Raw genomic sequence first — 22061 nt, 5'->3', positions numbered from 1 at the left:
TGAGGTCGCGCCGATGGCGCGGATGACCAAGGTGGAGATGTTCGCCGCGATCCGGCGGGACGCGCGGATCGAGGGTTTGGGTGTCCGTGCGCTCGCCCGCAAGTACGGCATTCACCGTCGCACGGTGCGTGAGGCGTTGACGTCGGCGTGGCCGAGGCCCCGCAAGCGGCCTCCGCCGCGCAAGTCCCGGCTGGATCCGTTCAAACCGGCGATCGATCAGATGCTGTGGGCGGATCTGGACGCGCCGCGCAAGCAGCGTCACACCAACAAGCGGATTTTTGATCGGCTGGTGGCCGAGCAGGAGATGGAGGGGATCTCCTATTCGACGGTGTGTGAGTATCTGGCCTGGCGGCGGCCGCAGGTCCGGGTGGAGGCGGGGCGTGGGCCGCCGGAGGTGCCGATCCCGCAGTCCCACAAGCCCGGAGTGGAGGCCGAGGTCGACTTCGGGGACGTGTGGATCAACCTGGCCGGGGCGATGACCAAGTGCTTCATGTTCGTGTTCCGGATGTCGTACTCGGGCAAGGCGGTGCACCGCGTGTTCGCCTCCTGCGGCCAGGAGGCGTTTTTGGAGGGGCACATGCACGCGTTCAGCGTGCTGGGTGGCGTGCCGAGCGGCAAGGTCCGCTATGACAACCTGACCTCGGCGGTCGCCCAGGTCATCGGGTTCACCCGGGCCAGGGTGGAGAACGAACGCTGGGTAGCATTCCGGTCCCACCATGGCCTGGAGGCCTTCTATTGCCGGCCGGGCAAGGACGGCGCTCATGAGAAGGGCGGGGTGGAGGGCGAGGTCGGCCGGTTCCGCCGCAACCACCTGGTCCCCGTCCCACGCGTCGACTCCCTTGCAGAGCTGAACGCGCTCATCGAGCAGTGGGACACCCACGATGACCAACGACGCATCGGGGCCCGGGCGCACACCGTCGCCGAGTACTTCGCCATCGAGCGGCCGCTGCTGAGACCGCTACCCGACGAGCCGTTCCAGACCGGCCGGGTGTTCCATCCCCGCGTCGATCGCCGCGCCCAGATCTGCGTCCGCACCAACCACTACTCGGTGCCCGCTCATCTGATCGGCCGCAAGGTCCGGGTGATGCTGCACTCGTCGGAGCTGGTGGTGTTCGCCGACCGGACCGAGGTCGCCCGCCACGAACGGCTGATCGCCAAGAACTCGGTCCGCCTGGAACTCGACCACTACCTGGAAGTCCTGCTGCGCAAGCCCGGGGCGCTACCCGGCGCCACCGCGCTGGAACAGGCCCGCCAAGCGGGCAAGTTCACCCCTGTTCACGACGCCTGGTGGGCCGCGGTCCGCCGAGCGCACGGCGACGCCGACGGCACCCGCGCCCTCATCGAGGTGCTGCTGCTGCACCGCAGCATGGCCCACGACCACGTGGTCGCCGGAATCGCCACCGCGCTCAAGGTCGGCGCCTTGACCGCCGATGTGGTCGCGGTCGAGGCCCGCAAGGCCGCCCAGGCCGATCCCCAGACCGACCCGCAGCCCTCCCTCAATACGGGACTGCCAGTGGGGCACCCGGTCCAGATCCCCGAGGAGGTGGCCTCTCTCACCGAGCACCGGCTGGCCTCGATGCCGGCCGACACCCGGCCACCACCATCGGTGGCCGCCTATGACCAGCTGCTCCGCAACCGTCCCGCCCAGGGAGATGCGTCATGACCGGCAACACCGCCATCAATCAGCAGCTCCAGCACCAGCGCGGGCTGACCGAACCAGCCGCCGAAGCCGCCATCGACCAGGCCTGCCGGATGCTCAGGTTGCCCACCATCCGCGGCCAATTCGTCGCCACCTCCGACGCCGCCGAACGCGAACAGCTCACCTACCGCGGCTTCCTGGCCGAACTGCTGATGGCCGAGTGCGAAGACCGCCAGCGCCGCCGCTCCGAACGCCGCGTCAAGGCAGCCGGCTTCCCAAGGCAGAAATGGATCGGCGACTTCGACTTCGACGCCAACCCCAACGTCCCCGCAGCGGTGATCCACACCCTGGCCAAGAGCGAATGGGTGCGCAACGGACAGCCGCTCTGCCTGATCGGTGACTCGGGGACCGGCAAATCCCACCTGCTCATCGCGCTGGGCACCGAGGCCGCCATGGCCGGCTACCGGGTCAAATACGTGCTGGCCGCCCGGCTGGTCAACGAGCTGGTCGAGGCCGCCGACGAGCTGGTGCTGGGCAAGACCATCGCCCGCTACGGCCGCTACGATCTGCTCTGCATCGACGAACTCGGATATCTCGAACTCGACAAACGCGGCGCCGATCTCCTCTTCCAGGTTCTGACCGACCGGGAGGAGACCGCAAGCGTCGCCATCGCCTCCAACGACAGCTTCGGCGGCTGGACCAAGACCTTCACCGACCCACGGCTCTGCGCAGCCATCGTCGACCGGCTCACCTTCAACGCCACCATCATCGAAACCGGCACCGACTCCTACCGGCTCGCCCAAACCCGAGCACAGCAGAACCCGTCCCCGCCATGACGACAGCGATCGACATCAATACGGCACCACAACACCGGCGTCACGCAGGCTGGCCAGCGCCCGGGAAAGACACTCCGCGGCGCTAGCACCGTCGGCCCGCATTCCGTGACGCAACGGTCCGCCGTTAGCGGCGAAGGTCCACGCAGGTCGCCCCTCTGCCAGCCTCTCGGGATCCACCCTGATCATGGCGTTCACCCCCTGCTCGGCCAACCACTCCAAGATGAGCAGCACCGCATCCTCGATGCCACCATCCCGATCGATCTTCGGCCAACGGCCCTTGCGTTCCGTCACAGGCACGACCTTACCGACCAGTCACCCGCAGCTGGGTGGGGCCAAAACGCACCCGTGATCAAGGCCTCCACGATCGCCAAGTGGGGCCAAGACTCATCCGAAGATGGGGCCGCGATTCACCCTTGAAACCACTTCGGCGTACTGCGCGGGCGAGGTGACCCACCGGCCGTACAGCGACAGTTCGGTGAAGCCGCCCGAGTCCAGCGCCCACCGGCACACCGCGGGACGCAACCGCGTCTTGCGCGCCAGCTGGCGATGCGAGACAAACAGCGGGAAGGTCACCGTCCACAGCCAGTGCGGCATGTGCGCGCCCAGATAGAACAACGGAGTACTCATGCGGCCCTCCTGGCGGCGTTCGTGCGGGGGTGGATGCCGCACAGGGGGCAGGTGCGGGAGGCTCCGCCCTGCTTCTTGAGGGCGCGTTCGCGGTGCCGGTCGCCGGGCCACAGCCGGGCCAGTCGCCAGTCGATACCGGCGGCGGCGACCACTTGCAGGAGGCGGGCGCCGGTGCCGGTCTCATGCTGGGCGAGGCGGGCGGGCAGGTTGCGGGTCCAGCCGATGTAGTGGCGGGCGTGCTTGTAGGGCTGGGTGAAGTGCAGCAGGTACACCACGCCGGTGCGGCGGCAGGTCCGGCACAGCGGGAAGGTCTCCAGCACCTGATCGGCCAGCAGGATCAGGGCGGCGTCACAGCCGAGCGAGGCCAGCGTGGTGTCGCAGCACAGGCACGGAGTTGAACGCCGGCGTGCGGGCCGCTGGCCGGTGAGCGTGCGCGCGGTCATGTCTGATCCCCCTTCGGCGGGCGGTGCTTGCCGCGCCAGATCGGCGCCCAGTCGGCCAGGTCCTGGTTTTCGGGGGTGATGACGATGCCCTCGGGGGTGAGGGTGAGTTCGTGGCCGTTCTCGCAGGTCCACAGGTCGCCGTGCTGGTCGGGGTCAAGTGCGGCCCAGCACGTGATCGAGGTCAGGCAGTACGGGCAGGCGGGGCCGCTGGTGATCGGCCAGTGCGTGACCGGGATGGTCCAGTCGGCGGGGCAGGTGCGGCAGTGCCAGACGTTGACCTGGCCGCCGTCGATCCGGTCGGCGGGGCCGATAAACACCACGTCGGTGGTGGTCTGGCAGGTGGGGCAGTCGGGGGCGTTCAGCACCGGCCACTGATCGGCCGGCGGGAAAGCAGAGGGCATAACAGATCCCTTGTGAGGGCGGGCAGCACAAAGCCCCGGAACCGGGGCCGGTTCCGGGGCGGCGGACCGCGGGGTCAGTGGTCGCGGTGGCTGGTGGTGGGGGCGCCGGGGCGTAGTTCGCGGCGGGTGCCGCCGCAGCGGCGGCACAGCCGCATGGTGGCGGTGAAGACGTGGCCGCGGTGCAGACCGGTGCCGTCGCAGGCGCGGCAGGTGCGCATCGGGTGTAGCCGCACCGAGATGAGATGGGCAATCAGCCAGATGAACGCGGCCAGGGTCAGCAGTAGCCACAGGCTGGCACCGTCGCCATCGCCGGGCCGATCGGGGGCGGGCGTGGGGGTGGGTGTGATCGCGATAGCGGTTGCGAGTGTTGGTGAGGGCAACATGGGGGTGCCTCCCAGTTGACAGACGGTTCCGAGAACGGGGGCGCACGCGCGTGGCGTTACTCAGCGTGCGCCGGGTGAACTGTCCGGCGGGAAACTGTCCAACTGTCCAGTGGCGGGCGCGTGTTCGCATCCACGCACGCGCGTTGGGCCGGTCGGACAGTTCGTTCCGGACAGTTGGCCGGACAGTTCGGTGGACAGTTCAGCCCATAACCACGGTCACGCAGTGTGATCGTCGGGGGTGTGATCGGGCAGGTAGTAGCGGGCCGCCTTGCCGTTGCCAGCCGTGGTGATGATCCCGTCCCTGCGCAGCGCCCCAAGGTGCTCAGCCGCCCGGGACTTGCCCAACTTCAGGTGCGCCACAAGCTCGTCCCGACGCGCGCCCCTGGCGCCTCGTTCGGCCAGCAGATCGGTGACGGCCTGGATGACCGATGCGGGCACGGCGGTGTTGTCGATCCGCTTGCGGGCGGCGTTCAGGTCTTCCAGCGACGTGGGCCGTTGGGGCGGTTGGACGGTTTCGGCAATGAACTCATCCAGTCGCTCCACCAGGCCCTTGACCGCCTCGTCCACCGCGGCGTCGTCGGCAGGATCGAACCCCCACCCCTGACCATGGGCCCCCGCCCGGTCGGGGTGGGTGTCGTGGATTCCCCGGTCGGGGTCGTGACCGTTCGGGCGGCCCTCGGGGACCTCACCGCCCCCACGGCGGTGGTCTCCGCCACGGGGGTCGGAGTCGCCGGTCCGCCGGGTCGCCGCGGTCGTGGCGGTGGGGGTGGGGTGGCGGTCGATGTAGCCGGGCAGGTCTGCGGCGATGTGCGGTTCCAAGTGCGCGCCGGTTGGGCCGTAGGCGGCGGCCAGCGCCTGGACGGTCTTGGGGTCGTACAGCGCGCGGGTGCGTCCCGCCTGCCAGGCGCCGCCCTGGCGGACCAGCAGGATGACGCCTTGGGCGTCACCGCCGTATGTAGACATGTCGGGGCAGCCCGTGACCTCCCAGTCCGGCAGGGCCTTGGCCATCTCCTTGGTGTTGGCGACACGGCCAACGATGGTGGTAAAGGCGTTGGCCTTGCCTTCCTTGGAACCGGTGTGCTGGACCACGTCGCGCTGCTTGGCGGTGATCAGCACCACTCCCAGCGACCGGCCCCGCTTGTGGATCTTGTCCAGGACGGGCTTGATGTCGGCGGCGACGGCCGAGTGGAACCCGGTCGCGGTGTCCTGCTCGTCCACGATCACCTGCACCACCGGTGAGGTGGCCGAGGGGGCCAGGGTGCCGCCGGCCAGGTCGATGGCGCGCTCATCCAGCAGCGCATCGATCCATTCGAAGATCTGAAGGGCCTTGTCCTCCTCCCCGACCCCGGCGTAGTCGTGCAGGTGTTCACGCCACAGGGTGGGGATGACGCCCTTGCCCAGGTCGATCGCGACGGTCAGCACGTCGCGGCACTCGGCGCCCTGCTGGACGATGTTGGACAACGTGTTGGTCTTGCCGCCGCCGTTTGAACCGACGATGTCCACGTGCCGGGCGCCGCCCTCGTCGAACACCACAAGGGTGAGGTCGTCGCCGGTCTCGGGGTCGGTGCCGAGGGTGTAGGGGCCGTCCAGGATCGACCGCTGGCCCTTGCCAGCCGCGGCGGTCGCGGCGGGGACGGGGGCGCCGTCGTCGGCGACGACGGCGGGGTGCGGCACGATGTTGGACCACAGGTCCACCAGCTGGATGATGATCCAGGCGATCCGGGCGTTCTTGCGGTGGGGACGGATGCGGACCTGATCGGCGCCGATGCCGTAGCAGCGGGCAATCTGTTCGGCCAGGTCGCCGCGTTCCAGCCGGGACGCCGATGGGCCTTGCACTCCGAGGTCGATTTTGAATTTGACGCCGGTGCGGGTGCGTTCGGTGCGCAGCAGCCGCGAGCCCTCCAGTCCGGCCAGGCCGGCGATGGTCTCCCACTTGGCTTGGGCTTCGGCGAACCGGCGCCGCTCCTTCAGCACATCAGACCAGGTGTAGGCCGACCATGCGGTGGTGGCGGTGAGGGTGTAGCCCAGCAGGGTGGGCAGGTTGGTGATACCGGTGGCGGCAGCGGTAGCGAACCACGCCGGGATCCCGGCCGCGATGGCGGCGATGGCGCCGGAGTAGCGGGGCGACCCGTGGGTCTTGTAGGTGGCCACCCACGCGGCCAGCGCGGCAGGCGGCGCGAACGCCCCCAGCAACAGCCATTCACCGGTGGCGTATTCGTAGGCGAGGTGACCGGCGGGGTAGAGGGCGGCCAGGCCGGTGCCCAGGCCGCGGGTGTCGGGCGAGGCCAGCACCCAGCGGACATAGCCCCGTGCCGCGGCGCGGGCGAGCGGGCCCATCACCGGGCGCCGCGGCGCCGCGTGCTGGTCCACGACTGCCGGGTACAGCGGGTCGAACATCTCTGCGTCGGTATAGCGGGCACGGCGGCGGCCCCCGAAGCGACCGCGCCCCGTGGGACGGCGCTGCGGGCGCCCGAAGCCGGGACGGGCGGGACGACGAATCATGCGAGCGAACTCCTTGCAGGTGTGGACACGCAAACGGCCGTGCCGCCACACCCCGGGGCGGGGGCGGCGGCACGGCCGTTGCGCGGGGAACAGGCAGGCGGGTGGCGGTCAGGCGGCGCGGCGGCGGGGGGTGCCGATGATCCGGATGCCGCGGGCCGCGATGGTGCGGGCGTCTTCGAAGTAGTCGGCGAAGTTGGTCGCCGCGGTGCGGGCGGCGTGTTCGGCGTCGGTCAGGTCGTCGGCCAGGTGCTCGAACTGGAGCACGATCGCGGGGGGCATTCCCCGGCGGGCCAGTTCGCCGGAGTAGTCCTCGACAGCATCGGCCAGCCCGCCCATCAGGGCGGCGATGGCCAGGCTGGTGGCGATGAACTCGCCGTCTGAGTCGGGGGCCTCGAATTCGACGGTGTAGCGGCCGGGACGCCGGCCGCGGGGACGCGGAAGCATCCTCAGGTTCTCCTTGTGGGTACGGGGATTCGGGCCGGGGGTTATTCGGGGTCGTCGCCGGTGAACTCGATACCGGCGGCGGCGATCTCGCGGGCCTCGGCGAACCAGTTCTCAAACAGCACCGTGGCCAGCGCGGTGCACGCGGCCCCGTCCACCAGACCCTCATGCACGCGCTCCAGCGGGCCGGTGACGATCGAGGGCAGGCGGCGGATCATCAGTTCGTCGTTCCAGTCCTCCACCGCCACCCCGATCCCTCGCAGCATCTGCTGCAAGTCAGCACAGGCGTCCAGGAACTCCACATCGGTGCCGGGCGCGTCCAGATTCAGCGGCACCGCCATCCGCATCCGGGCCCGCGCCCGCCGCCTCCCACCCCGCCGGGCCGACGAACCACCCCGGCCCTGGACCTGCCTCCGGCCACCGGCCGCCCGCCGCGATGGGGTGCGCGCGGCCGAGCCGGCGGAGCGGGCCGAGCCGGGCGGCATCGGGATCGGCGTGTTCGGGGCGGAGGGATCAGACCCGGCCGGCAGCGGCAGTGGGGACCGGCCGCGTGGCAGCGGCTTGGGCTCCGAACCGCCCGGCAGCGGTGGTGCGTCGTTGGGACGCTTGCCGCTCGCGTCGGCGGGTCCGGTTTCATCCTTGCTGGCGGCGGGCGAGGAACGGTTGCGGCGGCGGAAGAAGGTCACCGTACGGTCCTCGTCTCTACGGCGTTGCCACCGCGATGCCGCGCCGTTGCGCACTGCCCGGCCGCGCCGCTTGACGCGCGGGGCCGTGCGTCGAACGGTCCGGCCGATCGCCCGGCCGCCCAGGTCGGCCAGCGCGTCCCCGAGCATCGATTCCTCGGTGTGCGGGGCGCCAGCGGAGTTCCATGCCTTGACCAGCAGCGAGTGTTGCCGGGTGCGGGGTCGTGGCTGGTGACGGGCCCGCGATTGACGCATCGCGTGCGCGCCGCCGGCGAACGCGGCCGAGCCCAGGAACAGCAGTTCGATCACCGGTCGGCCTCCTCATCGTTGCCGGTGCCGGTGCCCAGGTGGGACGGCACGCTGTGCCCGGTGGTGGGGTCATGGTCGGTTGCCGGGGCGGGGCGGCGGGCCTCTGTGATCGATACGGCCAGCATCAGCAGCAGCCACAGTGACCACTGCCCGGCCGCGGTCCACCACAGCGGCCAGCCCAGCAACACGTTGGCGATACCGGGGCCGGCCAGCAGGAACGCCAGCGTGCCGAGGGTGGGCCGGTTGGCCCACAGCCGGGCCAGCACGGCCCGTACGCGTCGCGGTCGGGGGTGAGTGTGGGCGGTCATGCGAACCACCCGTCGATCGAGTTGGACAGCGAGTTCAGCCCGGCCACCAGCTTGACCCCGATCGGGGTGGAGGCGGCCAGCAGGCCCCACGAGCACAGCGCGAGCAGCATCACGTAGGAGACCTGACGGGCCCAGATCATGAAGATCAGCCCGCCGGTCAGCAGGGCCAAAAGAATCATGAGAGTACTTCCCTTCGATAGGGGGCGTCGGCGGTCCGTACCGCCGACCCCGCCCACACCCGCGACACGCCCCCGTACGGCGCGGGGCCTTACGGGACAGATGCGGGTGTGGGCGAGATCCAAGACACGGACGGCGCCCCCCGGTCCCGTACGGGACCGGGGGGCGCGGATGTGTTGATGTGAAGGCCGTACGGTGCCTGTGTCACTCTCCGGCGGTACGGGCCAGCTCGATCACGTTGCCCGTCCCGGTGGCGTCGTCTCCGTCGTCGGGGACGGTGTCGGGGTCGCCGGTGCGGGTGCCCGAGGTGGGCATGTCGATGGGGTCGTCGTCGGCCTGATGGGTGCGCAGAGCGAGGCTGCGGGCCTCACGCACCGCCTTTTCACACCAGGACCGGCGGTAGCCGGTGCGCGCCATCAGCGCCGGGTAGTCCGGCGTCCAGCGGTCGCCGGACTCCATCGCGGCGTGGATCTCGGCCACCAGATCGGCCACGACCTGGTCCCGATCGACCGGCGTGCCCGTACGCGGTTGCGGTCCGGTTCCTGTACGGGTCTGGCTCGTACGTGGTGATGCCGGGGCCGTACGGGCGTGCGTACGGACCTCGCCCGTACGGGTTGGCTCGGTGGCCTCGGTTGAGGCTGCGGGCAGCGACGGCGCGGCGCCGGCCGCAGTCAGGGGCGGGGTCCAGGGGGTGGCCGGGGTGATCTCGGCCAGCGCTGGCGCGTGGTACAGCGCGGCGATCTGGTCCAGCAGGGCCGCGCGGCGGGTGGCATCGCTGGCGAGTCCGGCGTGTTCCACCGCGCCGTCCATCGCCTTGTCCAGCCGGGCCAGCGCCCGGTTGAGCGTGCGCGGCTTGGCGTCTCCGGCGGCGCGCAGGCGACGGACGCGGTTGGCGGCGCGGGCCAGCCGGGTCAGGCGGCGGTGCACCTGCACGTCGCTGGCGGTGCGGTCGGTGGCATCGGCCAGGCCGAGTCGCACCAGCACCCGTTCGGGGGTGATCCGGTAGCTGATCTGCCGGGCCTTGCCGGTGCGGCGACGGTCCACGGCCAAGCCGCGCTCCCACAGCCAGGCGGCCACGATCGGGGCTGCGAACCGCAGCAGGCCAGCGCGCAGCGAGCCGGCGTCGGTGGCTGACAGGACCGCCGACAGGCCGGTGATGGCCCATACCGCGGCGCCGTCCACCCCGGCCGAACGGCCCTCTCGGACGTTGCGGCGGGCCCGCACCGCAGAGGTGACCATGGCCAGCTCCAGGAACGCAAACAGCCAGATGCGCAGCGGCCCGGAGGCGTCCAGTACGTCCCCGAAGAAGTTCCACATGCCCCACATGGCCACTCCGGTGGCGGTCAGCGCGGCGATCGGGGTCAGCACCTCATCGGCGGCCCGGCCACGCACCACCCGCGACACGGCGAACCCGAGCCCGGCCAGCACGGCCACCGCCGTGCCGACGGCGGCCACCGCGGGTATGGGGTGTGCGGCCACGAGGTTGGCGAGTCTGATGGCATCCATCAGCACAGTCCTTTACAGACAGACCAGCCCGCCCCGACCGGTCCCAGGGGGCGCCGATCAAGGCGGGCCAGTGAACGACGAAGAGAAGGTCAGGGCTGCCGACGCTGGGCCAGCACGCTGAGCGTGGCGACGGCGGCCAGAGCCGAGACCAGCAGGGCGGCGGGCGGGTGCATGGCGGTCAGGTGCGTACACGCCAGCCAGACGGCGCCGGCGGCGATGCCGGTCAACATCAGCACGTCGATCAGGGCCAGATGGGCCCACCAGCGGGCCCACATCAGCGCGGTCCGCCGATCCGGTCGCCCGCCGACGACGCACGCGGGGTGGGGCTCAGGTCGGTCAGTGGCAGCCAGAGCGCGCTGCCGCCTGCCATGAGCGGGGTGCCGTCGTAGACCAGTGCCCACGGCATCCGGCATGCCGGGTCGGTGTACCAGCCGAGCACGGCCAGCGGGGCCGTGCCCGCGTTGGGTTCGGTGTGCCACACCGTGGCGCCGGGGGCGTACCAGCGGCGCGTGATCCGCCACTGCCACACCTGCCAGGGGTGCGGCCTGGACATCTCGTACCGGCCGCCCAGCCAGGTGACCGCGGTGCTGGCCAGTGCCCCGGCGCCGACCACGGCCAGCGCCACCAGGGTGGCAGCAGCCAGGGCGCGGGCGGGGATGGTGACCAGGACCGGGCCAGCCAGCGCGGCACCGATCAGGGCGAACGCCGCCGCGAACGCGGCGCGGGTGCGGCGGTCGGTCCGGTCGCGCCGTTGCAGCGCGGCCAGGTCCGCGGTTCCTACGGTGTCCCGGTCGGCAGGGGTGGATGAGTGGGAGGTCAGGGAAGGGGACATGGCGACTCCTTGCCACGAGCGAGAAGGGGAAAGAACGGCGACCTTCGGTCGCGGTGAAGGTCTGGCGTTCTGTCCCGCCCCGGACAACGGGTTCCGGGGCGAGGCAGAGCGTCAGGTCAGGCCGCGGGTGCCTCGGCGTCGGCCGGCGGGTAGGCCAGCGTCCACAGGTCGGGGACGGGCAGCAGGCCGAAGCGGCGCACCAGCGCGGCCAAGGTGCGGGCGGTGTCGTACGACACGCCCAACCGGCGCGCCAGCTCGGTCTGGTGGTGACCGGCGGCCAAGATCCGGGCCGCGGCCAGCAGTCGTTCGGTCGCGGTCAACGCCACCCGCCGGGCGCCGGCGGCGGCGATCTCGACCGCGATCGGGTCCACGATCCCGTCCTCGGGCAGCACCCACGGCGAGGGCATCATCTGGTGGCCCTGGCTGGCAGAGGCGGCAGGCGGGTTCGGAGCGGAAGCGGTCACAGCGGTGTCCTTTCACAGCAGGTCAGCACGGTCGAAAACGGAGCAGAAACCACCCGGGCAGAGGCGGGCTAGGCGGCGTTCAGCTCCCAGCGGTCGGCGCAGTCCTCGCAGCAGCCCAGGCGGCGCCGCAGCACATAGCCGCGATCGAGCCCGCAACGCGGACAGGTCCGGCGGACTTTCAGGGCTTTGTCGAGTGCGGCCCGCTGCGCCGGGGTGGGGGTGCGTTTGGGAAGGGCAAGGCGCCGGTCGTACAGGTAGGCCACCCCGAGCCCGCGCCGCCGGTGCCACAGCACTTGCGCGGCCACGTCCTGGCCGCCGGGGCGGAGCCCTTCGGCAGCCAGTTGGCGGCGGGTGGCCAGGTGCGGCGGCGCCATTCGCCACGGGTAGGTCGGGATGCCGTAGCGGTCGCCGCGCGGGTCCCAGAACCGGGCGGTGCTACGGCGTGCCATCGGCGGGGTGCCGGGTGGGGTTCCAGCGGTGCCCGCAGCCGCACCGGTGCCGTCCGTCCGGCAGCACCCGCACGCTGCGGACCGAACCACAGTTGGAGCATCCGGCCGAAACCGTGGCGGCCGTGGCAGTGGACGCACCGGGCCAGCCGGTGAGGTCAGAACGCGGACCGGCCGCACCGACCGGCAACATCATCAGGTTCGTCATCGCGCACAGCGCTCCCTTCTCCCGACATGCGGGGGACATCAGATGACGAAAGGTCCGGGCGTCTGGCACCGGGTGAGACGGCCCCACCTGCCCCCGTCGCAGCGCGCGGGGAGTGGGGCCGCCCGGACTCGATGTCAGGCCCCGCGTGGGGCAGCGGGCGGGGTATTAGGCGGCCAGCCCGTTGCCGTCCTCGGGGATGAGGGTGTTCAGGGTCCCTGCCGGCAGCGTCCGGCCCGGCCGGGCGCTCACATGGGCGACCGAGAACCGCCACCACTCCCCGCCTCGGTGCCGGGTGGCCACGAACGCACGCACCAGCGGCACCCACTCATGCGCACTACCGCGGTCGGGGAACGGGCCCAGGACCAGTGCTGATTCGGCCATCCGGGCACTGGTGCGAACCGAGACATAGAAACCAGTCGGCTCGGTTCGTGCGGACAGGGCGGTGACGATCGAGGGCGAGCCGATGGGGATGCTGCGCATGAGCAAGGGGTCCCTTCAGGACGAAGCCCCCGCAACGCGTCCAGCCCGCTCCCCTGCTGATCAGGGGTGCGGGCTGGACGGTCGAAAGGGGCGGCTGGTGCCGCGGGGCGGCTACTTCTTGGAGCCGGACGAGCCCTTACCGGACTGCTGGTCGTAGGCGTCCCGGATCTTCTGGGGCTCGCCGTTGGGCCAGGTCGAGGACTTGCCCTTGGTCGGGTTGTCGGCCATCGTGGGGACTTCCTTCCTGTGTGAAGGTCCCCGGAAGCGCCGTGCTTGGTAGGTGGGGCGCTTCCGGGGGTTTTCTCTTGTCTGGACCAGTCAGGGCCGGGCGTCGCCGTCCCCGTCATCGGGCGCGGGCTCGCGCAACTCGGCCTCCAGGTAGAGCGAGACCATCCGCGAGTCGCCGCGGCGCGGGTAGGGCCGGGAGGTCTCCAGCACCGCCATCACTGCCGCGATGCGGTCAGCGGCGTCCTGAACCTCGGCAGGCAGGCCGGTCAGCCGGATCTTCACTATCCGGTCAGGTCACCTGCACGTTGTGCTCGTAGGACGTACGGGCGTTCAGGGCTTCCACAGCCTCGTCTCGGAGCCGCGAGAAATAGTAGGTCACTCCGCCGATCACGAACTCCACGCGGTGGGACTGCTGGCCGACCCGGTAGTCGTGCTCGATCCCGGCCGTGGTCAACGCCGCGGCGGCCCGCTCGATCGCCTCGAACGCCTCGGCCTCGGTCCCACCGAGCGCGAAGCTGATCGAACCGTGTTCGTAGTGCGGGATGTCGGGCTCACGCTCCAACAAATCAGCCAGCATCCGCAGACCGGCGATGTACCCGGCCCGTGTACGGTCCCGCTCGGCAATCAGCATGAACGGGCTCCTTTCTTCAGAGGAATGAACAGAGCAAGCAGCGCCCCGGGCCAGGTCCGGCCGGGGCGCTGCAAGAAACGGGTGTGGGGAAGTCGCTGGAGATCAGCGGGCAACCGCCAGCTGGTGCACCGGCGGGGCCGATGGCGGCTTGGGCCGCGGAATCACCCGGGTGCGGCGTCGCTGGCCCGCCTCTCGGGACGCCTCGGCCAGCCGGGCCCGCCACTCCTCATAGGTCAGATCAACCTTGACCCGCTGGCCACTGCCCGGACACCACGGTGCTGGCGGCCGGAACTCCGCCGGCCAGGCGTCAGCGCCCGGCACGTTCGGGCCGCGGTGCGGGGTGATCATGCTGCGCTTGATCGAACGCCACACGCCGCACTCGGGGCACCCGACCAAGGTGCAACCACCACGGTCGGACAGGCTGAGCAGGTTCGGAGGGAGCTTGCTGGCGAGCATGACCGGGCGGCCGTTGGATCGCATGGGGGCGAGTCCTCCAGATCGAGACTGTGACCTTTGCGTTCTCCGCCCCGTACGGAGGACGGCCCAGACCTCAGAGTCCAGGGCCCGCCGTGCGGGACAGGCAGCGCAAGCGCTACAGACCTTCTTCGGCATCGCGCGGGCCGCGCCGGTCCAGGGACGAACGTCAACCCGTACACACGAGGGCGACAGCCACCGATGCCATGTCCAGTTGTGATGAACAGGGCCTCACCTGTGTGGATCGGCCGCTTGATCGCAGCGTATACGTAACTTCGTATACGCACAACCCCTTGGTATACGATGATGCGTATACGCAGGTGGAGGCATCGCCGAAGAAGCCCGAAGGGGTTGATCACGCAGTGGCAGAACCGGCCTACGTCCGTATCGCGGGCGAGTACGCGCGACGCATCCGCGGTGGGGAGCTCCCACCCGGCATGCAGCTACCGAGCTACACCGAGATCGCACAGCAGAACAGCGTGTCGGACATCGTGGTTCGCAAGGCCCTTGAACTCCTCCAGAGTCAGGGGCTTGTTCGATCCGTGCGGCGGCGAGGGGTCTTCGTCGCCGACCGCCCCAATCTCGTTCGTGTGTCTCCCGAACGCCAGCTGGAGACTGCCGAGCGCTCGTTTCAGAACGAGTCGGATCAACAGATCCAAGTAGAACGTGAGACCGAGCAGATCCCCGCCAGCAGCGAACTCGCAGAGGCTCTCGGCACCCCAGAAGGGGAGGAGATCAGCCATGTCATCACCCGAGCGACCGAGGATGGCCAGCCAATCTCGATCTCGGACACCTACCATCCGGTAGACGTCGCCGACATTTCGGGGGCCGCATTCCTGGAAGAGACGATCTCCGACCAACTACCGACAGCGACGCATGCCGACTGGCTCAGGACAATGCCCGGCGATCTCGTCAAGACGGTTCACCAGCGGTTTCTCTCCGCAGACAAGCGAATCATCATGATTTCCGAGGTGTCGTATCCGCGAGACCGCTACGACGCTTTCGTGTTCCGCATGGCCCTCAAGTAGAGGCACAACAAAAAAGGGGGCGCCGACTCGGTCGGCGCCCCCTTTGTCTTGCGGCCCTCAGCTACGGACCCAGCCCTGCGCAACGTCCGCCTCTGTCCACCACGAAACGAATTGCGTATCTACGGAGTCCAGTCTCCAGCGAGCGGACAGGGCGTCAAAGAATGCATCGTTTCCTGTCTTGCCGCCTTTCGGCTCCCCAATGTAGATGAGTCGCTCCCCGCCGGCGTCCTCGAACAAGGTAAGCGCCTCTGACGACATCGTGTCTCCCCAACCAGGCGGCCAGCAGAGGAACAGCGCGTAGTCCGCTGGCCGGGCACGATCCGCGAACTCAGTCAGATCCCCAACCGGATGCCAGACGTCTGTCTGGCCGGCCACTCCGGGGAATGAGGTGTTCTTGGTCTTGTCCGGCGGCTCCGAATCGTACGCCTCAACAGTCAGGCCCGAGTGAGCCAACTGAGCCGCCCAATAGCCTCGTCCCGCCCCGAGCTCCACGATCGGGAGATCCACACAGAAGCCCGCTATCCATTCGATGGTTTGTGGCGCGGGGATCGCGTACGCGTAGGCTGCCTGCAAGAGCATCTGCGCAAAGGCCAGTCGCGCACTTCCTTCTGCCCGGCCACCATTCACCACCCGGCGGCCGTCGTGCTCACCCACGAGCGGTTCAACGATCTCCCAGTACGGGTTCGAGCTGACAGCACTGCCGCCGGTCATGTAGTGCACGAACCGCAAGTCGAACTGCGCGTCGGCTTGATCGTCGCCGGTTCCCGCCAGCCGTGCCGCCGTGTCGAGGTACTCGGCCACCTTGGGGTACTCGGCCTGGAGTCTCTGCTCATCCTTCAGCAGCGCGGTGATCTCGTCCCATCGGCTTGATGTCATGGTCAGCTTGGCCATGCGGCAAGTTTCTCGCACCTGCACACGTCCATGCCACCACCATCAGAGCGTGCCGGCGCCCGCCAGGGTGGCGCTGCCCACTATCCGGTTTGCGCGGGGCAACACACTGGGCCTTGAGATGGGGCGCGGGCCAGCACGTTCAGGCAGGTGCAGGCCCGTCCGCCGATCAGGGTTCGAGGGATCCTCCCCCACACAGGTCCGGAGCCGTCCAGCTCTATGGGCCCAACAACGGCTCTCTGTGAAGGCTCCAAACGTCACCAGCACCCGCTTGTACCCAGCTCCTGGGAGGCCGGATGACGGGGCGGGCGCGAAGACCGGCTTGGCAAGGAGATAGCCGTTTGTGGACAAGGTACAACCTCCACACGCCTAAGCCAGTAGAAGATTCAGCATAAATCGTGATAAGCAACTAGAGAATCACCATCCATGTGACTTCGCTCGCGATAAATCCAGGAGTATCGGGATGTCGCCTTGGGTGCGAGAACATTTTCGCGACGGACGACGAGTAAGGAGGCACTGGAGGAGAAGTCCTGGCGGTCAATCCAGCCATCCCGGACCAAGTAATTTCAATGAAAATGGAGAGCGGATCGTTATCGCCATTGGCGTCACAGTAGTGATCATCGCATCAGGCTGGACGGGCATAAGTTTTCTGAGCTCCAAGACAGGCAAATCAGCTTCTCCTCGGACACCCAAAAACGCACTAACAACCGAGGCGCAAGCCGGATTCAAGCAAGCCGATGCTACATTGAAAGTAGGTCATTTCAGAACAAAGTTGTCAATGGGGTTCGACAACGACTGCGCAAGGCATTCAGAGGGACAGGTGCGTGACTACTTCCAGGCAAACCCATGTAAGTACATGGCGCGAGCATACATTCAGGTCAACGATGCCAATCGAGGTCTCGCACATGTTGCAATCACATGGGTCGAAATGCCTAGCGCCACATCGGCCATGGAATATAAACATCTGTTCGACATAGGGGCTGGCAAAGTTATTGAACTCTCACGCGAGTCAAAGTCGCTTAAAAATGCTACTTTTGAGAACCGCACCTATACATCTGGAACCAAGGGCAACTTCGTGTGGACCGTTGAAGTTGCACCTCTGTTTTCGACAACGCCCGACTCTGTCATCAACGAAGTGCTTGCGGGCTCGCGTCAGCAATAAGAGTGACACAGGATCATGACGGCGCGGTTACTCTAGGCGATTGACCACATTCAGACAGGGGCCAGCAATGCCAAGTGACCCGCCTACCGCAGGGCTGCCCTGGCATGCTGCACGGATGGGGTTGCAGCCACACGAACTCACGGCCCTTGTCGGGCTGGCCGGCATCACCTCGACCTTGTTGACTTGGACGATCGGTCTCCGCGAGGGACGCAAGCGCAGCCACAACGATCGGCTGTGGGCTCGTAGCGCGGACGCCTATGAGGACTTCCTTGCGTACTCGGTGCTCCAGCACAAGCGCCGTTATGAGCAGATGACCGAGCCCCACCCAGTGCCTTTCGATCCTGACCCGGCCGATGCCGACGAAGACATCCACACGCTCAACCGGCTCGATCTCTATGGTTCCGAACTCGTACGTGAGGTGGCTCGGAGGGCCGATGAGTCCGACCGCGAGTGGCGACGCACCTATGTCCTCTGGCAGGAAGCCGCACAGGTCGATGACGATCTCGCGGCAACAGAAGACGACGTTCTCGAGTGCTGGCGGAAAGCCGACGCGTGGAGTGACTTCGCCCATCGATTGATCAAGCAGGAACTCCGGCGCGGACGGCCCCTCCGGAGGAGATGGCTGAAGCGGCAACGCTACGACGGCAGTGGCCATCCCTCGCGCTGGGCGACAAGCGTCCGCGTCGATGGCAACCCGCGCCGTGGTCTGACGCATCTGTTCCGCAGATGACCACGCGCGACTACCCTAAGTAATCGTATTCACAAAATAGCCTATCACTCCACCAGCAATTGCACTAATGGACGACATTATTGCATTAACAATCCAGTCATCTATAGTTCGCTCCCAGAAAGTCGGCCTGTCGCGTCGATAAGCATTAATGATTCTGGACTGTGATCTAAATGTACTCAAAACGGCACCTATTATTGCGAATGCAGTCAGACACAAAAGAAGTCCGAAATAAAGATTCTCTCTACTGTTTGACCCTGGATTAATACTGGCAACTACCAAGGCCCCTACAAAGCAGGCAACCGAAATTAGAGTCAACGCTACACCGACTCGTGGCCTCGCATTTTTCCTAGACGCGCATATTTCTGAGATTCGCGCCCGTATGCCAAATAGCAATGTATCGGGCTCGGTAAGAGTTACCCTGGAGAGTGATGATGTGAATTCGACTTCAACTCTACGTCTTCCATCCACGCCAGAACCGCAGAATTTTATTTGGCTGATCTCGCCGAGATTCGATATATCCTCACAGGAGTCCGCCATGCATTCACTAGTCTCAATATGCAAATTGCCGATATCGGAAACGGCACGTGCCAACTCTTCAAGATCTTCGCGGTAGAGTCGAACTTGTGGCAACTGATACGTCTGAACATTGTCAGTAGTGCGGCGAACCGTCATGCCCACCAAGTGTGCCTCATCTTCAAAGAGATCAATCCCATAACTGGACGATTGCCTGGCCGACTCCGGGCACCCTTGCTGTCAACGATCTCTTGACGGCGAACCAGCCACCAGCTGCTCAGAGCTGGATGGGAGCCAGGTGGGAAGCCGTTGAAGTTGAACCAGCGGGGATGATCTCGAACGGATAGAACCGTGGTGAGCTGGACGAGGGACAGGGCGAGACTGATCAACCTCTGGGAGTGCTGGTCCGAGTCCAAATCGCTACGTAAGGTGCAGGAACCCCCCACTACGGCCGGCATGTTGCGAGCCAAGTTCCCAAAGCGAGACCTCGCGGCCATCAGCCACGCTGCGTGTTCGCCACGAACGATTGGTCAGCGATCAGGGCGCGGCCCCAGAAACGACAGAAGGCCGGTCATCCGTGGAGACGGATGACCGGCCTTCTGTGGAGGGTAGCCCAAGGGGCTTGATCCGTTTGAGTAAAGCTAGGAAGTAACAGCAACCGCGGCAACTCTGAGCGGATGTCGGCGACCCTCGCGGACGTGTCGCGCTGGACTCAGAGTGATCGAGGAATGCTCGCCGGTAGCTGGGGGTCAAGGGGTCATGGGTGAACACCGTGCCAGTCTCCATGATCCACAAACAGCGAGCCCCCGAAGGTTGGCCTGTCCCGGTTTATGGATCACCTGACTTGGGCCTTCCGTTGTGGCGTTTGGCTCGATAGCGGACGAGCAATTCAATTATCTCGTTTTTAGGTTGCCGACGAACTCATCGTCAGACAGGTCCATGAATTCCTCCTCCGATATCCAACGCAGCTCGGAGTGGTTCGCTGATGCCGGTTCACGGTTGCTGACTCTCTTGCACAAGAACCGAATACCAGGAATCAAGGGCTCGCCTGGTTCTCGAATTGCATAGAAGAGGTGCAGATCTTCTAGCACTTGCACATCAAGACCGAGTTCTTGCCGGAAATGCCTGCGTATTCCGTCGGCAAAGGTCTCCGACCGTCTTAGTTGCCCGCCACACCCCTCCAGCAAACCCGGGAACAGCCTACGCTGCATCCCCCGGCGCGCCACCAACAACCTGATACGTCCTTGGGAGTCCTCGATGAAGCAGGTTCCCGCCACATGAACCTCTGGGGTCTCCCTCAGGCGCTCCCGTGGTACAAATTGAGAGGCAATCTCCTGTGTCACCCAAACCCGCACCTCCCCCATGGAACGCACCAGACGAACCTGTGGAACTACGGCCGGGGCCTTGGGCTGATCGGGAAAATCGTCTCGGTCTATCACAATTCCGTACGGACGAGCCTCGCTGCACAGTCGGGCACACTTGTTGACATTATGGCCAGCCAGGTCACTACCAACGTAGATCACCCGCCCCCGGACCACTCCCCAGCCCAGTTTCAAGTCCGCCCCATGCCCCACACGGCGCCCGAACTCCCCACAGTGCCGCTGGAAATCCTGCTCAATTTGGCGAATGGAGGTGAGCGTTCGGGCCAACAGCCTGGACACCTCGATACGGGTAAGATCGTTATCGATGGGTGAATAGATCAAGGCGCCGTCACCACGCGACAGTATCTCGTATCCTGGCGCCTTGAATCTTCCGCGGAGGATCGCCATAAACCCATCGATAAATGCCCTCAAATTTACGAAGACCTCGTTCGCCTCGGACCACTTGCTGAACCCGCGCACGTCGGTGAAAATCACCAACGCGGAACCACTCTCCGGCAAACGACCTCCCTGCTCGCTCACTCCAACTGCGTTGCGCAACTAGTAACAATGTCACCGGCCGACTGTCCAGGCCAGTACCGGCAGACCTTAAGGCCACGCAGCGAGCGCCCGGAACCGGATGGACACAGACCTCTCAGTGCGCCTCGAAGGCAGCCATCCGTGGCAAGGGGGTGGCTGGCCTCCTTCGGGGCGTTCTGGGCGCTTGATCAGCTCAGATGAGACGCTGAAACGGTCGCTCTGCGACGATCGATGGGTGGCGCGAAGGCTGGGATGGCGGCTAGTCGATCTCGTCAAAGAGGCGTCTGACCTTGATCGTGTCCCATAGTGGTCCCAATCTGCTAGTCAGCCGTGATCGTTTGCTGCATCTACGCAGGTAAGCGGGCAACTCAGCGTTGCATGCGCTCCTGACTCCTAAAGCGGGTGTCGCAGGTTCGAATCCTGCCGGGGGCGCACAGAACATGGGAAACTCGCGGCGGCGCCGGTCTGGCGCCGTTCGCGATGCTTGTTGGGGCCGATGGCCCCTGAGGTTGCGTCGTTGAGGGTGTGCACGGTGTCCTCTCGGATCGTGACGCGGATCACGGCCTCGTGCCGTGGCTTGTTGTAGCGGACCTGAAGTTGGAAGGCGTCGTAGAGCTGGCGTTGCAGTTCCTCGGACAGCTCCCCCAGCCTGATCGCTAGCTGCGGGGATGGCTCGCCACCGGTCGAGGCAGCTGTGGCAGACCGTCCCGCCGGGCCGGAATCGGCTGGTCGGGGCACGAGCCCGCAGTGGATACGAGCCCAGGGGTGCCGCGACTGTCTCCGCAGGATTGAACGCCAAGGACTCTCCACGTCAGCGAGGGCTGCGCACGCCCATGGCTCGGTGCGTCACAAATCGAGGACTGCTTTTCCGGCGACGCGGCGAGCGAGCAGGGCATCGGCCGCCTCCATCGCCTTGTCCCACGGCCCGCGCCAGCCGACCTGGGCGTCCAGCTCGCCGGCCGCCAGCAGCCCGACGAGGTGAGCAAGGTCGCCGCCGAACGGTGTGGTCACGTTGAAGTTCTCGATCCGCCCCCGCTCCGATCGCGTGCCCGCCAGCTCGAAGTCAATGACCGTGGCCTCGCGGGCCGCCCGTCCGATGGCCATCACCACGCCGTCGTCCTCCAGCCGATAGAACGCCTCCGCGAGCTGCGGCCCGCCCACGTTGTCCAGCACGCCGTACACCCGGCCCTCCAGGTTCTCCGGACCGATGACGATCTCTGCGGCGCCCAGCTCACGCAGGCCCTCCGCGCGGGCGGGGCTGCCGGCGGAGGCGACGACATGCGCTCCCGCACGTGCGGCGAGCTGTACGGCGTAGCGGCCGACGCCGCCGGACGCCCCGGTGACCAGGACACGGCGGCCGGTCAGCGGGCCGAGTCGTTGAACCGCCTGCAGCGCCGTGACTCCGGCGACCGGCAGCGCGCTGGCCAGCCCCAGGTCGACGGCCTCGGGAACGACGGCCAGCTCGGCGGTGTCCACGGCGCGCAGCTCCGCCCAGGCCCCCGACCAGCCGAAAGTGACCACGCGGGTGCCGGTGGCAGGACCTGAACCGTCGGCGGCGGCCTGGACGACCACCCCGGCGGCGTCCCATCCCGGGACGTACCCGGGCCGGACGTTCGCGCTTCTGTAGGCGATCTCACCGAAGTTGAGCGAGAAGGCCGCCACCTTGACCAGCGCCTGGGAGCGCGTGGGCACCGGGTCGGGCACGACGTCGCTGGTGAGGTCCGGGTTGTAGATCAGGGCTCGCATCGTTACTCCTCTGTGAATAGCCACCGTTAATGGCGACGGGTACGACCCTGACGGAACGCGCGCACGATCGGCTGGGGG

28 protein-coding genes are annotated in these 22061 nt (G+C 67.3%); 5 read left to right on the top strand and 23 right to left on the bottom strand.

All coding sequences use genetic code 11. The features are described 5' to 3' along the window. Positions 1-22 precede the first annotated feature (22 nt). Positions 23-1663, top strand: a complete 1641-nt coding sequence (istA, locus tag ACH34W_RS37770; protein WP_395966105.1) for an IS21 family transposase — start codon at positions 23-25, stop codon at positions 1661-1663. Continuing rightward, positions 1660-2475, top strand: a complete 816-nt coding sequence (gene istB, locus ACH34W_RS37765) for an IS21-like element helper ATPase IstB (protein WP_395965977.1) — start codon at positions 1660-1662, stop codon at positions 2473-2475. Before istA ends, istB begins: the two co-directional genes overlap by 4 nt. A gap of 15 nt (positions 2476-2490) precedes the next feature. Here istB and ACH34W_RS37760 read toward each other — a convergent pair whose 3' ends face one another. The 20 genes from ACH34W_RS37760 to ACH34W_RS37665 all read right to left on the bottom strand — a co-directional run bounded on the left by ACH34W_RS37760 (position 2491) and on the right by ACH34W_RS37665 (position 14024). After that, on the bottom strand, positions 2491-2766 hold the full coding sequence (locus ACH34W_RS37760; RefSeq protein WP_395965976.1) for a hypothetical protein: 276 nt from the start codon (positions 2764-2766) through the stop codon (positions 2491-2493). Between the two features lie 93 nt (positions 2767-2859). Further along, the gene (locus tag ACH34W_RS37755) at positions 2860-3102 is read right to left on the bottom strand and encodes a hypothetical protein (protein ID WP_395965975.1); all 243 of its coding nucleotides are present in this window, start codon (positions 3100-3102) and stop codon (positions 2860-2862) included. After that, on the bottom strand, positions 3099-3545 hold the full coding sequence (locus ACH34W_RS37750; RefSeq protein WP_395965974.1) for a hypothetical protein: 447 nt from the start codon (positions 3543-3545) through the stop codon (positions 3099-3101). The genes ACH34W_RS37755 and ACH34W_RS37750 overlap by 4 nt, the downstream gene beginning before the upstream one ends. Next, positions 3542-3946, bottom strand: a complete 405-nt coding sequence (locus ACH34W_RS37745) for a hypothetical protein (protein ID WP_395965973.1) — start codon at positions 3944-3946, stop codon at positions 3542-3544. Before ACH34W_RS37745 ends, ACH34W_RS37750 begins: the two co-directional genes overlap by 4 nt. 74 nt (positions 3947-4020) lie before the next feature. Beyond that, positions 4021-4329, bottom strand: coding sequence for a hypothetical protein (locus ACH34W_RS37740; RefSeq protein WP_395965972.1), 309 nt, complete (start codon positions 4327-4329; stop codon positions 4021-4023). 216 nt (positions 4330-4545) lie between these two features. Further along, on the bottom strand, positions 4546-6831 hold the full coding sequence (locus ACH34W_RS37735; protein ID WP_395965971.1) for a hypothetical protein: 2286 nt from the start codon (positions 6829-6831) through the stop codon (positions 4546-4548). A gap of 108 nt (positions 6832-6939) precedes the next feature. Further along, complete coding sequence (locus ACH34W_RS37730) at positions 6940-7275, bottom strand: hypothetical protein (protein WP_395965970.1); 336 nt, start codon at positions 7273-7275, stop codon at positions 6940-6942. A gap of 41 nt (positions 7276-7316) precedes the next feature. After that, entirely contained in the window at positions 7317-8264 is a 948-nt protein-coding gene (locus ACH34W_RS37725; protein ID WP_395965969.1) for a hypothetical protein, read from the bottom strand. Beyond that, a complete protein-coding gene (locus tag ACH34W_RS37720; protein WP_395965968.1) occupies positions 8261-8572 on the bottom strand; it encodes a hypothetical protein in 312 nt (103 codons plus the stop codon). Before ACH34W_RS37720 ends, ACH34W_RS37725 begins: the two co-directional genes overlap by 4 nt. Further along, the gene (locus ACH34W_RS37715; RefSeq protein WP_395965967.1) at positions 8569-8751 is read right to left on the bottom strand and encodes a hypothetical protein; all 183 of its coding nucleotides are present in this window, start codon (positions 8749-8751) and stop codon (positions 8569-8571) included. The genes ACH34W_RS37720 and ACH34W_RS37715 overlap by 4 nt, the downstream gene beginning before the upstream one ends. Before the next feature lie 202 nt (positions 8752-8953). Beyond that, entirely contained in the window at positions 8954-10255 is a 1302-nt protein-coding gene (locus tag ACH34W_RS37710) for a hypothetical protein (protein WP_395965966.1), read from the bottom strand. Between the two features lie 89 nt (positions 10256-10344). Next, the gene (locus ACH34W_RS37705; RefSeq protein ID WP_395965965.1) at positions 10345-10530 is read right to left on the bottom strand and encodes a hypothetical protein; all 186 of its coding nucleotides are present in this window, start codon (positions 10528-10530) and stop codon (positions 10345-10347) included. Further along, positions 10530-11087, bottom strand: a complete 558-nt coding sequence (locus tag ACH34W_RS37700; protein WP_395965964.1) for a hypothetical protein — start codon at positions 11085-11087, stop codon at positions 10530-10532. The genes ACH34W_RS37705 and ACH34W_RS37700 overlap by 1 nt, the downstream gene beginning before the upstream one ends. A gap of 116 nt (positions 11088-11203) precedes the next feature. Next, positions 11204-11551, bottom strand: a complete 348-nt coding sequence (locus tag ACH34W_RS37695) for a hypothetical protein (protein WP_395965963.1) — start codon at positions 11549-11551, stop codon at positions 11204-11206. Positions 11552-11619: 68 nt separating this feature from the next. Beyond that, positions 11620-12000, bottom strand: a complete 381-nt coding sequence (locus ACH34W_RS37690) for an RRQRL motif-containing zinc-binding protein (RefSeq protein WP_395965962.1) — start codon at positions 11998-12000, stop codon at positions 11620-11622. Continuing rightward, complete coding sequence (locus ACH34W_RS37685) at positions 11987-12205, bottom strand: hypothetical protein (RefSeq protein ID WP_395965961.1); 219 nt, start codon at positions 12203-12205, stop codon at positions 11987-11989. Before ACH34W_RS37685 ends, ACH34W_RS37690 begins: the two co-directional genes overlap by 14 nt. A 165-nt stretch (positions 12206-12370) precedes the next feature. Next, complete coding sequence (locus tag ACH34W_RS37680; protein ID WP_395965960.1) at positions 12371-12685, bottom strand: hypothetical protein; 315 nt, start codon at positions 12683-12685, stop codon at positions 12371-12373. A gap of 318 nt (positions 12686-13003) precedes the next feature. Further along, entirely contained in the window at positions 13004-13195 is a 192-nt protein-coding gene (locus tag ACH34W_RS37675) for a hypothetical protein (RefSeq protein ID WP_395965959.1), read from the bottom strand. A 7-nt stretch (positions 13196-13202) separates the two neighbouring features. Further along, positions 13203-13544, bottom strand: a complete 342-nt coding sequence (locus ACH34W_RS37670) for a hypothetical protein (RefSeq protein WP_395965958.1) — start codon at positions 13542-13544, stop codon at positions 13203-13205. A 102-nt stretch (positions 13545-13646) separates the two neighbouring features. Next, positions 13647-14024 (bottom strand): hypothetical protein, encoded by a 378-nt coding sequence (locus ACH34W_RS37665; protein WP_395965957.1) that lies wholly within the window; start codon positions 14022-14024, stop codon positions 13647-13649. 287 nt (positions 14025-14311) lie between these two features. Between ACH34W_RS37665 and ACH34W_RS37660 the strand changes: the two genes are divergently transcribed. Then, the gene (locus ACH34W_RS37660; protein WP_395965956.1) at positions 14312-15046 is read left to right on the top strand and encodes a GntR family transcriptional regulator; all 735 of its coding nucleotides are present in this window, start codon (positions 14312-14314) and stop codon (positions 15044-15046) included. Positions 15047-15103: 57 nt separating this feature from the next. On the opposite strand, the gene ACH34W_RS37655 is transcribed toward ACH34W_RS37660, so the two are convergent. Beyond that, a complete protein-coding gene (locus tag ACH34W_RS37655; protein ID WP_395965955.1) occupies positions 15104-15937 on the bottom strand; it encodes a hypothetical protein in 834 nt (277 codons plus the stop codon). A 460-nt stretch (positions 15938-16397) separates the two neighbouring features. Between ACH34W_RS37655 and ACH34W_RS37650 the strand changes: the two genes are divergently transcribed. Together ACH34W_RS37650 and ACH34W_RS37645 are read left to right on the top strand one after the other, a co-directional pair. Continuing rightward, positions 16398-17096 (top strand): hypothetical protein, encoded by a 699-nt coding sequence (locus ACH34W_RS37650; protein ID WP_395965954.1) that lies wholly within the window; start codon positions 16398-16400, stop codon positions 17094-17096. 115 nt (positions 17097-17211) lie between these two features. Next, complete coding sequence (locus ACH34W_RS37645; RefSeq protein WP_395965953.1) at positions 17212-17826, top strand: hypothetical protein; 615 nt, start codon at positions 17212-17214, stop codon at positions 17824-17826. 1406 nt (positions 17827-19232) lie between these two features. Here the strand turns inward: ACH34W_RS37645 and ACH34W_RS37640 are convergent. Further along, positions 19233-20240, bottom strand: coding sequence for an NUDIX domain-containing protein (locus ACH34W_RS37640; RefSeq protein WP_395965952.1), 1008 nt, complete (start codon positions 20238-20240; stop codon positions 19233-19235). 843 nt (positions 20241-21083) lie between these two features. Further along, positions 21084-21983, bottom strand: coding sequence for a zinc-binding dehydrogenase (locus ACH34W_RS37635; protein ID WP_395965951.1), 900 nt, complete (start codon positions 21981-21983; stop codon positions 21084-21086). Positions 21984-22061 lie beyond the last annotated feature (78 nt).

It is taken from the genome of Actinomadura sp. 6N118, assembly GCF_044326415.1.
Taxonomy (GTDB): Bacteria; Actinomycetota; Actinomycetes; order Streptosporangiales; family Streptosporangiaceae; genus Spirillospora.
Note: the sequence above shows the minus strand (reverse complement) of the source record. Positions and strands in the feature narration are given on the sequence as shown.